Here is a 12,932-nt window from a genome sequence, read left to right as displayed (position 1 = left end):
ATCCTAGCTTTTCAACTTTTTGCAAGACCATAAAAATAGCTAAGACGCAAGCCCTTTAAAAAATTGCACAAAGATTTTTGGAATTTTAGGGGATTTTTGGAATTTTAGGAGATTTTTGGGAGTTTGAGGAATTTTGGGAGAGGGATTTATATCGTTGAGGTAAAAAATATCATTTCTCTGAAGTGTGTCTTTAAAAAATGGGTAAAAACTTTATAGCTTCTTTGCGCGCTTCTTCCAACTGTGCATTATCCATACCTTGCAACATCATTTCAAGATCAGGAGCTTGCATTTTTGCTTGTTTCGCAAGCATATACCACGCCGCTGCTGTTACAATGTTGCCTTTTGTTCCTATTCCATCTCGGTAAAGTCTTGCAAGAGAGATCTGTGCTGCTGGAATCATATTCATGGCATTGCTAAAAAGCAGATGAAAAGCACGTTGAAAATCAGTTTCTCCTCCACGGCCTTGGACAAGCCATTGCGCCAAAAGGAGTTGGGCCATAGAGTGTTTATTTTGAGCAGCAACTTCCATAAGTTTGCGCGCATTATGATCATCTTTTGGCCGTGTTAAAGTGCCTGAGGCAAGAATTTTTGCAGCAGCGAAAGAGGCTTCAGCATCACCAAGGGCAGCACCTTTTAAGAACCATTTTAACGCTTGTTCTATAGCTTCATTTTCACGGCTTTGTATAAAAACACCTGCGAGAGCCTGCTTCTCACGTGCGGCTTTATAAAGGAGCATTTGCCCATAATAGAAATAGGCTTCTTTCACTCCAGCCTTTACAGCTTTTCGAATAAAATATTCACCAAGCTCTTGGTTTTGTGTAATAAAATTGCCATCAAATAACATAAGGCCGTAGCGCAATTGCGCTTGTGGTTCACCCTGTTTTGCTGCACGTCCAAACCACAAAGCAGCGCGTGCGCCATCACGAGGAACTGCACATCCTTCCATATAAATCCGGCCAACCAAAGTTTGTGCGAAGGGATCATTTTGTTCTGCTCGCCTGAGCGCTACACGAAAGGCGTTCAAATAATAGCCTTGAATATAATAGTCATAGGCTTGATCATATTCCCCGGCTTTTAAGGACTTAAAAGGTTCTTGCGTGTTTGAAGCATCTTGAATGGTATTCAAAGAGCGTTCAAAGTCTGAGATTTCTTCGGCAATTCCAAAAGAATTTGTAACAGAAATTGCAAAACAAATCACTCCTACGATAAGCAGCTTAGCGCTTCTCTTGATCATAGATGTTGTCTCCTCATCATCGCTTAAGAATTGTCACATTTTTCTTTCATCATTTCAAGCATGCGCAAAGAATTATCTTGCGTAAAAATGCTTATCTTCAATGGTATAAAATTCATATGCGGTTTTTTATCTACGCCTTAATCGATAAACGCTTTTTTATCACAATAGCCTGCAGCAAAAACAGTATTTTGTGCTGCTCAATACTGATTGTTAAAGGCACAGAAAATTTAATACAGTACTAAATGGATAAACAACGCGTCGTAAGTAGGTCTCTAGCGTTCATAGCTTATAGGTTTTGGAAACAGATAATTATTATACTTCAGGCGATTAAAGATCGGGTCTAAGGCTTTTTAATCCAGTGGACAAACACGAATAATATGACCGTCGGGATCTTTGATGAGGAAAGTACCTCCCAATATGTCAGTATACGGTTCCTTTTTCTGAAAAACGAGGCACATTTTCCTCAGGTGCATCGCCCTCAGACCAGAGAGCAAAGAGTGCATCACCCGAAGAAGCAAATGCAACATAGCGTTGCGAGATGAATACAGGCTCTTTCTTGAAGATGAATTTGTAAAAAGCAGTAGAATGCTCTACATTTGATACGTATACCAACTGTAGGTGGGGTAATAAGATAAGTAGGGATATGACTCATGAATTTTCCATAATTCAGTAGCGGTCGCCTGACATGGTATACCTATTAGAGAATCTTTCAATAAGAGTTTGTGATGCTTCCGTTCACGGTGTGCTCTATGTTATATGTTTTTATTGCTATATGCTAAAATATCGAAATCCGCTACTACATTGCTAATGGAGCTCTCAAGGAAGCCTTTGCACTGGTCAGGCGCTGCAATATAAAGTGCTCTGCGGGGCAGGTATTTACCTGCCATATGGTATAAAGCCAGGATTTAATGAGTAGTATGTCGGCTGTATAGTAGATGGGTAGATGGGTCCCATAAAGCTCCGATTAAATCATTTTCAGATTCAAGCCCATATTTAAGGTACATTAAGCGGCATTTGGTAATGCCTTTGCGAGTAGCTCCGGCTTAATTTGAGGCAATGTACTACCTTTTGAAGGAAATGATGTTTGGGTTTTGCTCTTCTCTTTATTTTCATAAGCTATTTTATTGTGACCGTAAGTCACAGGAGTGGTTTGAGTGTGTTCAGAAAAATCTGAACACTCCTTAGTTTATTACAACTATAGTTAGGGATTGTATGCTCTATGTGTATGTCGTTTTTAGTGTTTTCCCTCTAAAACCTTTCCCTAAAATCCACTCAAAAAGGCGAAGGGCTTTTTGCAATTTTTCAAAAGGAGCTTTGGCCGGATGTCCAATAATGTGCATGATTTTTTGTGCTCTAGAAAACAACGTCGATACAAATGGTGTGGATTCAGTTATGCATAAGAGGATTTAATTTGACGCACTAATCGCTGAAAATAATGCAAAGCTTCTCTTCGTTTTTCTTGAGCTTCCAGTATTTCATCAACTTTTTGTTTAGGCGCCTGATATCGAGCAATAAGAATGCATAAATCAATAACTCAAACCTTTTCAACTTCGTGATCATGATTGTGCACTGAATAGCGTTTAAAGTTACCACAGTCTCGCATAGTAATAAGACTATAATCATTAAAGACGTGAAAGTCATCAATTTAGGCGTCTTTCATTATGGCAAATTTCCATTGCTAAGCTGGTAATTGCTTCTGAAAACGATAGGAATTCCACCTTTATGCATCGCGATAAATTGAGAATTACGTTATTGATATGAATTTATCCGATATTTTCCAGAAAACCTTCTGTTGTTGCAGTTGGGTTTCTATTTTTTGCTATTGAATTTCCGTGTGTTTTGAAACGACTGATTTCTTTGCAAAAAGAGTCAATGTGCAACTCTCTTGAAAAGAAAAAATAACATAGTACAGATTTCCGTTTTTATGTTCTTATTCATTTTCTTTACATGTGATATCGGTCATAAAAACAACGTGTTTTCCATCGAAAAGGAAATTGGGATTGATGAAATACCAACCTTTGCGGATATATTTAGCAATTATTTTGGCATCTTCTAGTTCAACCAAACCACGCGAAAACGTTGATGATGATATTGACAAGGGGCGTTTTTGATTTTTGAGAAAATCCTGTAAAACAAAACTATCTAAAGGTATTGGATCTTGACCGATTGTTTTATTTTTAAATATCCAAGCTAATATTCTAAAAACTTTCACACCAGGTGAGCCAAGTTCATAGAAGAGCCCAATATTAGAAACCAACTGCTTTGTAAATTTTTTATACTCAACATCTTTATAAACCGTAGTATCGGTTTTTGTATTTGCTGAATAACGCGTTTTTGCGCTCTTTACAGCTTCTCTTTGAATGGAAGATCTTTCATCACCGAATGGTTTTTGCACTTCAAACGGATTCTTAGCATACCTGACGGTTTGCTTTCTCCGTTTGGCTAATGTATGAATTGTCATTTATGATAATACAATTGTCAATTTGGTAGTAAATTTTGATAAAATGTAACAATTAGCGAAATTTATGTCAATAATTTTCTTCTTTCAAGATAAGAAAAAATATTAATTTTTTTTCTTATCTCTTTGATGGCTCGTTACAAGTGCAAAATTGCTGCCTAAAAATTCTTGGTGGACAGTTAAATGGACAATATCAATTTGCGAAAGCTAGAGTACTCGCCTGTAAAAAACCCGTTTCTTAATAAACATCAGATCCGCATTTGTGGTAAAAATATCACAACAAATGTTAAACGCCAAAAGTTTAATAATCTCAAGACTCATGAAGCGGTTATCACACTTTCGTCTCATGTCACGGAGGAAGAAATTGAAGAAACGGTAAAAATAGATGAAAAATATTTTGTAGAAACATTCGTTGCAAATGTTCGAAAAACTTTTAATCTAACACGTACAGGATACCGTATTTTTATAGAAGTTTTTCAAATATACCAATCCACGCAATTAACAGATAGTATTACCTTAGCTTGGCTTAATGGTGGTTTAAATGGTGTAAAGTTTGATATGACTGATAGAACATTTCACAACGGTTTAAAAGAACTCATAGCTAAAGGCTTTTTAAAACCAAAATTGCCTAATCAATATTGGGTTAATCCTGCTCTTTTCTTCAAAGGTTATCAGTCTGTAGAATTCGTACGAACGTATCGTATAAAATTATCTGCTACGAATTTAAATCTTCTAAACGACGGATACCAAACCAATATCGAAGATTTTGTAAAATAGGAAAACTTTTATTAGGCTTTCCTTATCCTCTTTTTGTTGCTTCAATTTAACACACTCTAAGGTGCCGTTTAGGCACTCTCAGAAACTCTCCCTATAAAATCACCATTTCGGAGCCGCTTACAAAGGACAAAACAAGCTTTTGGGGTATTGGTCAAGAACGCTGTTAGACGCTCTGAAGCGGTTGACTTGACTTAAGAACCAAGGCTTGTTTGTCTCTTTATAAAACATGGGATCTGATGTTCATGATATTGGCGAGCAGTTTAGGAAGTCTAAGAGGTGGAGTGCCTCTCATAACATCAAAAATGATGAGAAAAGCATAGCTCTTTTAACGACTTTCAGAATTTTTCTATATTCTGAGAACAATGTTTACAGTGCAATGGAGTTTTCCAGTGCAACAAACTTTTGTGATTTGAAGTGTACTCTAATTGCCGATGATTGATATCCGCTTTTAAAATTAATTTCAGAATTGAATGTTTCAAAATTAAACGATCTTTACAATTTTTCACAAAATCTTTTTTGCCTGTACATATTTTTTAAAATTATATTCTGAGTTGTATTTTTCTTATTCGTTGTTATGATCTTTATGCCGCTTTTTAGGCTTTTTTAAATCTTAACCCTAATATCTCAAAAGTCTTTACACGAGATAAGATAAGGTTATAAAAGGAAACGATCTTGGAAATTAATCACTTTATAAATTTCCTCTATTCAACAAATTTCATAATGTGAGTACTGGGGGGCTTTATCTGTCGAATAACACTGTCTTGAACCTATACAGGTTCTCTTTTCAATGAAATAATATAAAGAAACACCATCACCCAATGGCGGTTCTATCTTTCAAAAAAGCCTCTCACTTAGCTGATAGTTTGCTTTCTCTGTTCAGCTAATGTATGAGTTATCATTTATGATAATACAATTTTCAATTTGGTAGTGAGTTTTGATAAAATGTAACCTTTATGGAAAATTATGTCAATAGTATTTGACATTAAAAGAAGAAAAAAATCCAAAAAATTTCTCTTGTCCATATGGTGCAATCTGAAAACTGCCTATAAACTTTAATGGACAGTTCAATGAACGATCTTAATTTGCGAAAATTAGAATATTCACCGCTTGAAAATCCTTTTTTCAGGAAATCTAAAATATGTATTCGTGATAAAACTGTTACGACGTGTGTTGGGTTTCAAAAGTTGGTCGATTGTAAAACTGAAAATATCCTTACTGTACCTACGATTCATATTATTGAAGAAAAAAATAATGAAGAGCAGTTTTTAAAAGCATTCGCAAATGACATTCGAGAAGTTTTTAATTTGTCGCTTACAGGATATCGCGTTTTTATAGAGGCTTTGAAAATATATCAATCTGCCCAGTTAACAGATAGTATTACCCTGATTTGGCTTGATGATGGTTTAAATGGTGTGAAACTTGATATGACCAATAGGACATTTCACAATGGCTTAAAAGAACTCATAATGAAAGATTTTTTAAAACCCAAACTGCGTAATCAATATTGGGTCAATCCTGCTGTATTTTTCAAAGGTGATCAATCTGTAGAATTTGTACGAACGTATCATATAAAATTATCTGCTACGCATTCAAATCGTCCAAATGATGAATACCAAACCAATCTTGAAGATTTTACAAAATAGAAGAAGTTTCTATTAGGTTCTGAGCCTTATTTTCGTTTCAATTTAATACATTATAAGGTGCCATTTAGGTGCCCTTAAAAAGTACTTCAAGAAGATAGAGGAGATACTAACATGCGTTGGTATAAAGAGGTCGTATCTTAGGTTGTTTATGTTTTAGAACTTACGCTAAATGATAATTTGTTTGTATAACCAGCCAATCACTTAGCTAAACGCACACTTGCCACTTCAAGCCGTATAGCGAAATTGGGGCTGAGTGCAGCTCTCCCATTTAAAACCCTAGAAAATACTACACGAGACATCCTAAGCGGTTCAATGGCTTCAATAACGGATCAACCAAGTTTCGCGATGACATCTTCACGCAAAAGTTCCCCAGGATGTGGAGGGTTTTTCATCATTTTTTTAGTTTCCGTTATTTAATGATAATCTAGATAATCGACAAATGCGACATCGATACCAATAAAACGCAATATTATGTGCCAATTTCCATTTACAGTTATTGACCAATAGCCCTTATTAAGATCCCCTTTTAGAGGATGTAATCGAAAGGATGGGTAATGCACAAACCATTTGGTGATATAGCGACGTTAAGAGCACTGAAATTACGTCTTAGCTTTGAGAGTATGGGCAGATTGAATTCTCTTTGTAGCATCAGTATTATAGAAGGCCTCAAGTTCTTTATGTTTAAATCCTAAAGCCATAATATACTCTATCGTGTATCTTTACAAAACCTCAGAAGAAATTATCCATTGTCGTTAAAAAATCAAATGTTTCTTCCATACTATAAGGTGCTTTAGGTGTTATTCTAAGCTCTTCCCATAGATCATGATTTCAGAGCTTTGTCTGAAGGACAAAACAAGCCTTGGTTCTTTTCAAGGTCGCTGTCAGGCGCTCCCGTAGGGGGGCCTTGCGCTTAAGAACAAAGGCTTTTGCGTTCTTTCAATAAACGCGGGTCTGATCTTATGATTTTGGAGAGCATTCTTGAGAGTTTGAGAGGTGAGCAGCCTCTCATTTTTGATTAAGTTATATGTGAGCGAAGTGCTCTCTCTTTATTCAAAGAGAATAAGATCATAATCAGGAGGTGCTAAACGTAATAAGAGTTTTTTATAGATATCATTGGCAAATAAGCAGAGAAATATAAGGATGATAGAACCAATTACCATTGCAGTTTGGTGTGTTCCATAGGAGCTGCTCACGCCGTGTATCCAACAAAAATAAACAATAGAACTCAAGTCAACCGACCAGCTAAGACATTTAAGAAGATAAGAACCGGTTTACGAATGAATAACAGGATAAGGAAGATTGCGTAAATCAACTTTTTCAATATCGCAGACAATATTCTAATTATTATCTTTGAATGCTCTACGCATTATAGTTGATAAGATGCTCTTTTTTGCTTTGGGATTTTTCTCTTTGGTATGGATCTTGTTAGTAGATATATCGCTCATGGCTTCCCCCGTTTTTAAGTTACGTTTCTATAAAACGTGATTATTTACAATTGTATCGCATATCGTTACAAAATACAGAAAAAATTTATTCATTTTGGCTAAAAAACAAGAGCTTTTATTGAGGTGCAAATCTCTTTTCTTTTTTCTTTAGGAACAGCTTTGGAGTTTTTACGTCTAAAATATAGAGAACGTTCACAGTGGAGAGGGGGGTCATCTATTCTGAAAAATACGTATATAATAACTTGGTTCTCCAGCCCAATCATACTGAAGAACAGAACCGATACGTCCATTATCCTTTGGTGTTAGTATGTAAACCAAATTTACACCCATATTTTGCTGTTTTTGGGGTTGATCTCTATAAATCACGCGATATCCATTCTTTCGCAACAGATTGATAAATAAAGGAGTAAAGTTGTCTGCTGTATTATTTTTCTTTATAACAAGCGTGGTTGTCGCTGGCGGCAAACGGCTTTTGATATTACGAATATAATCATGAGCAATGAATTTTGCAGCATTCTTCGTAACACCTTGACCAACATAACTTGATGTATTTACAGATGCACAACCGGCTGCTAGCACAAGCGGTGATAACAGTAAATATTTCAATATCTTAAATCCCCCCTAACTCATTGTTACGCTCTCTTGGCAAGCTTTTGCGCCAGAAATAAGAGCAAGTTTGCTGATAGCAGTGTTAACAAATATATCGGTTTTCAATCAAGCGGTATTTTTCCATTCGTTTTTTTTAACCGCCATCATTTCCAAATGCTTTAAAGCTTTTCATGAACATACAAAATCTCTATGTTAAAAATACGCAAAACATGTGTAAACATATACTTTCTGTACAATTGTTTTCGTGATGTGCTGTAGTCCTAGAGTCCTTTTAAGATGGACTTATCAGCAAGGAAGTACAGCCCTTGGATGACTTTGCTAAGCTAAGTAAAGCGATATCTTTTGTTACCATAATGTGGAAATTATCATCAGGACGAAGAGTCATTGTTGGTTGAATGTCTAGATTTTTACGGTCATTTCAACCCCGATCTCGCTCCATTGCCTACCAAATTCTGCTGCTCATGTTTCTTTTGCTATTGCTATTTTACTGTCATCACTCCTTGTCTTATGTGTTTTTTGAGACATTTGTGAAGCTCCTGAAATAACAGAAAGCATGAGAGCGTTTTCAAAAACTTTTAAAGAATGGTTCTTCACTTCATCCTTAAATTTTGCATAACCAGATTGATCAGAGCCTGGCGTATTTGCAAGCGATAACGAAGAACCATCAGGATAGGTAATTCTTGGCCAAGAAATATACACGTTTTTGACCGGTAGATCCTCGGCTCTCATATGTTTAAATAAGCCTTGCCCCTACAGGAATTAAAACATTTTGACCAGTAGCTGAATCCGTAAATGCTTTCTTTTCCCTGAGCTATGATTTGTCTAAGTCAATCACTCTTCACACCACTTCTCATAACATCAGGATAATGGTTTCAGCCTTAATTTTAGGGCTTGTTTGAAGTGCTTTTTGCTGCGTATATCGCGTATATTTTTAAATAAACTTCTGCTTCTGGTGATTGTGATAAAAAAGCAATCTTTTACGCTTGCATGTTAAAATCACGTCCTCCATCACCATTATAAAATGATGCGTTAAGTGCTCTTTCAGATTTACCCAATAAATTTTCAAGCGTTGCTTTTGGACGGTTGTCCTTTTTAAAAAAATACGCATGAATGCTTATCTTGTTGTGCTGTAAAATCTATCGTTTAGAGTGGTGATGTAAGGCATAAAACTTTACACATGTGGTGTTTTTATTGAATAGTATGGTGAATATCCAGAATAGAGTTTGCCTGTATAATCTTGTGAAATGAACTCCATAATGGGTAAGCTAAATTGAACGCGCTCTGAGAAATTGGAGTTTTTATCAACCGGCTAGCGGAGGAATTTCGTGTCCTTTGAGGTGTGTGAGGCACGTCAAGAACAGAGAGGCTGGTGCCATAGACTATGATGTTAAAAATTTTCCTTTTGATCAGAGAGCAACTGTAAAATTGCCTTCTGTTTTACAGAGGTTAGAACTCTAAACCTTTTTAAAAGCAGGTATTCTTTTTCATTCGATATTATCTCATCATGATGATATGGGGTTTCTTGTTTTGTTAAGAGATCAGCGTAAAAAAAGGAAAGTGGAACATTTAGTATATCAGCAATTTCCTTCAGATGCCCCGCACTTACACGATTTAATCCTTTTTCGTATTTTTGGATTTGTTGAAAGGTTATACCTAAGCAGTGTCCCAATTCTTTTTGAGACATTTTCAGCATTTTTCGCTTAAAACGAATTTTTTTGCCTATAAAAATGTCGTTAAGAAGATTTTTAGCTCGCATTCTAAAGCCCCCCACCGGGTGCGAGCGCCCTCGCATTGGTATTCCGGGAGCTTGAAAACACTGAATCCGAGTCAGCCTTTTTGCTTTTAGTGCTGAGAGCACCTGGACATAGCAAAAACTCCCGGAATTTTTATGAATTCCATAGTATGAGCTTATTTATAATGGGTTAATCTTTACGCTCGAATTTTAGGGGTTTTAATCCTTTATTGATCATTGCGGATACGACTAACAACAGTTGCTCAATAATAAAGTGATTTTAGGGGGGCGATAAAATTAAAACAGTTTTTGTAATTGACAGTTTTTTAAAATAAGAGGCAGGAGTCTCATTAAATCAAATGGAGTTAGGAAATTCACAGTGGGTGTGTACATCGGTGACAATCTCAATTTTCTTTGTAGTGACTTAGTATACTATAAGATAATCTGGATGTGCTATGATTTCCAGTAATCCTAGCACCCTTTCACTTTGGTTGTAAGAGATATGAATTTTCAGCCAATGGCGGTATTACACAAGCTTCGAAGAGTTTTTTGATTTATCGCGTGGTGGGTGGATTCTCATGGGTAATATGAGTTAAAATCTGACGTAAATCATTACCAGTTCAATGCATCCAGACAATTTTGAGCATCCAGACTCTTTGTTATTCGGTTTCAAATTTTTCTCTTAATGCTTCCATTTTAGCCATAACTTCATCATGCGGAAGTGCAAGATGTGGATTTGCAAGGTTTATTGCTCCCTTGTTTCGTAGCCACATACTATAGTGGTATTTCCTTGCTATTTCTTATGTTGAAGATAATTATTATTGGTTACATTATTAATATCACTTCATTGAAAATATTTAATTTTTAATCGTGTGGAGCGAATTATAGCTTCACGTAATAACAATAATATAGGAGTTGCTTTGACCTTAAGAAGCTCATCTGAATTATCATGATTTTGAAGCTGTTGTGGAAGGAAAAAATAAGCCGTTTTGTTATTGGTTAAGGATGTCGTTAGGTGTCTTGGAAGGGATTTCGTTCCCCCTAAGAACCAAGGGTTGTGATTTCTTTCCTTAAATCCGGCTCTGATGTTATGATTTTGGAAAGCGGCTGGAGAGTTTGGGAGGTGGAGAGCTTCTCATCAAATCAAAAATAACGAAAAAAGCGGTGGTGCTTTTGCCCATTGATCTTGTTTACTGAAACAAATTACAGGCGTACAGAGTGTGTTCAGAAATTAAAGATGGCGTTGCTTCAATTTACCTTGATGCATGAGCAATTTTCTTTGCATCTAAGGTAAATCCAGCGTCTGCTAATAGATCAGCAAGTTCTGGAATGTTTTCCTTTACATGATTTTTGAAAGGAATGTATCTAAGCCCTTTAAGATCTGAAGGGATTTCAACCTCTTGTTTTATGAGAATGGCAACATTTTGGCGAGAAAGCGCGGAGATTAACATGCCCATTTCAAGAATAACATTTTGTCGAGCACGAGGTTTTGCTGCTGTTTTACTTTCGGATTTGGCATAGCCCATGTCATCGGGAGTGAGCAGTACAATACCAAATTTTATAGAACGGGTTGGCGTACAGATTTCTCTTTCTAAAGCTTCAATGAGAGTTAAACCATTGCCACTCGTATTTTGTAAGATATAAGGTTCGAGCCCAAGCCTGCGAAGAGCAAGTTCAAGTTGCTCTAAGGCAACATGATCATGACCGTGTACGATAAAGATCTCTGGAGAAGAGAGGGGGAAGACATTGGAAGTAGTTTTGGGGAAAGAAGCTTGTGATTTTTCTTCTATATACTTAGCCAAATCTTGTTCTAGCTTTTGCTTCGCGATTTCTCCACCTTGAAATTGAAGTGTTCCTTTTTTTCATACCAGTTAACTATTGCTCCAGTAGAGACTTTGATCTGATGTCCTATTTTAATGGATTGAGAGTATAAGGCTTTCTCTGCTGTGATTTCATGGTCAGTCTTGTAAACCATGTTTTTAAGATCTTCAAAAGTTCCTCTGTATTCCATTTTATGCCCTGCACATGTTTCTATCATCAGTTATTGGTATTTATTACCAATATTAAAAATGATGATTTTCCCCAATTATAATGGTTTCTTTTTATGATATGTTGAACTAGAAAGTTTTATGATTTTTCTTTTTTACACCATGTAAAAAAGGTACGCTAGCTTTTTCATCTCATTTGACTTAAGTGATGAGGCAATCTGATTGAATTATGGGTGAACGAAACGCATTTTTATCCTCTTTATTGGTCATTGTGTGCTCCATATGGATATTGCGGGGATGCGTGTTGGAGGGTTTTTATCAGCGGTTTAGCATGGATGTTTTATCCGTATCATAAGGGGAAGTTTTTACATTTTTCTTTTATCATTTCAAGAACGCTCAAGGGATTGTTGTGGGCGAAAATGATTTCTTCGACGGCAATGAATTCACAGGCGGTTTTTAATACGTCATCAAAAGTTGTAAAATCACTCCCTGCTTGCACAACAGCAGGGATTTCCATAATCTCTGCCCACCACCCTGCGAGTTGAAGATTGCGCGGGTGTGCGTGCGGTTTTTTATCAGCACCGAGTTTTCCAAAGAAAAGGTAATCGACGCCTGTTTCGCCAGCAATCATGGCACTATGGCGATTGCGTAAATTTCCAAAACCGATGATTTTTTGTTCTTTTTTCTGATTTTTGAAGTGCTCAAGAGCGTTAAGATCATCCTCTATATGCAAACCATCTGCTTTTATGCGTCCAACAATGCGGCTGTCACCAGCGATAAGAAGGGCGGCATCATTCTTTTGGATATCTTCTACGTAAAGTTGCGCTTGTTTTTGTAAAAAGGCTTCATCATTTTGAGTATCATAGAGGATAACGCATGCAAAACACTTGGTTTGCATCATTTGGCGCAAAATGGTGGGTTCTAAGGTGCGTCGAACATCTAATGTCAAAATCAACTGAGGATGCGATTCAGTTGGTTTATTTTCTTGTTTTGTCATACGAAGTCCTTGATTTTTAAAATAAACTTGACTTTTGAAATAAAATTTT

At 36.3% G+C, this 12,932-nt stretch carries 11 protein-coding genes and 1 pseudogene; 2 read left to right on the top strand and 10 right to left on the bottom strand.

Features of this window, described 5'->3' with window-relative positions:
- Positions 1–190 precede the first annotated feature (190 nt).
- Positions 191–1,234 (bottom strand): tetratricopeptide repeat protein, encoded by a 1,044-nt coding sequence (locus MCQ_RS03020; RefSeq protein ID WP_006923461.1) that lies wholly within the window; start codon positions 1,232–1,234, stop codon positions 191–193.
- Positions 1,235–3,164: 1,930 nt separating this feature from the next.
- A complete protein-coding gene (locus MCQ_RS03010; protein ID WP_006923460.1) occupies positions 3,165–3,695 on the bottom strand; it encodes a hypothetical protein in 531 nt (176 codons plus the stop codon).
- A gap of 180 nt (positions 3,696–3,875) precedes the next feature.
- Between MCQ_RS03010 and MCQ_RS03005 the strand changes: the two genes are divergently transcribed.
- Both MCQ_RS03005 and MCQ_RS02995 read left to right on the top strand, forming a co-directional pair.
- Positions 3,876–4,469, top strand: coding sequence for a hypothetical protein (locus tag MCQ_RS03005; protein WP_006923459.1), 594 nt, complete (start codon positions 3,876–3,878; stop codon positions 4,467–4,469).
- A 1,067-nt stretch (positions 4,470–5,536) separates the two neighbouring features.
- Positions 5,537–6,112 (top strand): hypothetical protein, encoded by a 576-nt coding sequence (locus MCQ_RS02995; protein ID WP_006923458.1) that lies wholly within the window; start codon positions 5,537–5,539, stop codon positions 6,110–6,112.
- Positions 6,113–6,272: 160 nt separating this feature from the next.
- Here the strand turns inward: MCQ_RS02995 and MCQ_RS09565 are convergent.
- From MCQ_RS09565 to MCQ_RS02960, 8 genes and pseudogenes are all read right to left on the bottom strand, one after another.
- Positions 6,273–6,507: pseudogene (locus MCQ_RS09565) on the bottom strand (HigA family addiction module antitoxin).
- Between the two features lie 18 nt (positions 6,508–6,525).
- Positions 6,526–6,672 carry a type II toxin-antitoxin system RelE/ParE family toxin gene (locus tag MCQ_RS09330; protein WP_244595351.1) on the bottom strand — a complete coding sequence of 49 codons (147 nt, stop codon included), beginning with the start codon at positions 6,670–6,672 and terminating at the stop codon, positions 6,526–6,528.
- 1,095 nt (positions 6,673–7,767) lie between these two features.
- A complete protein-coding gene (locus MCQ_RS02980) occupies positions 7,768–8,166 on the bottom strand; it encodes a hypothetical protein (RefSeq protein WP_035007851.1) in 399 nt (132 codons plus the stop codon).
- A gap of 459 nt (positions 8,167–8,625) precedes the next feature.
- On the bottom strand, positions 8,626–8,895 hold the full coding sequence (locus MCQ_RS02975) for a TrbI/VirB10 family protein (protein ID WP_006923456.1): 270 nt from the start codon (positions 8,893–8,895) through the stop codon (positions 8,626–8,628).
- Between the two features lie 658 nt (positions 8,896–9,553).
- Positions 9,554–9,958: a helix-turn-helix domain-containing protein gene (locus MCQ_RS02970; protein ID WP_006923455.1), complete on the bottom strand. Its 405-nt coding sequence runs from the start codon at positions 9,956–9,958 to the stop codon at positions 9,554–9,556.
- Positions 9,959–10,557: 599 nt separating this feature from the next.
- Positions 10,558–10,671, bottom strand: a complete 114-nt coding sequence (locus MCQ_RS09840; RefSeq protein WP_006923454.1) for an antitoxin PaaA2 family protein — start codon at positions 10,669–10,671, stop codon at positions 10,558–10,560.
- A 480-nt stretch (positions 10,672–11,151) separates the two neighbouring features.
- Entirely contained in the window at positions 11,152–11,700 is a 549-nt protein-coding gene (locus MCQ_RS02965) for a TIR domain-containing protein (RefSeq protein ID WP_006923453.1), read from the bottom strand.
- 535 nt (positions 11,701–12,235) lie between these two features.
- Positions 12,236–12,883 carry a thiamine phosphate synthase gene (locus MCQ_RS02960; protein ID WP_006923452.1) on the bottom strand — a complete coding sequence of 216 codons (648 nt, stop codon included), beginning with the start codon at positions 12,881–12,883 and terminating at the stop codon, positions 12,236–12,238.
- Positions 12,884–12,932 lie beyond the last annotated feature (49 nt).

Source organism: Candidatus Bartonella washoeensis Sb944nv, from assembly GCF_000278135.1.
Classification (GTDB): domain Bacteria; phylum Pseudomonadota; class Alphaproteobacteria; order Rhizobiales; family Rhizobiaceae; genus Bartonella; species Bartonella washoeensis.
The sequence above is the reverse complement of the archived record's forward strand: the minus strand, read 5'-3'. Positions and strand labels throughout refer to the sequence as shown.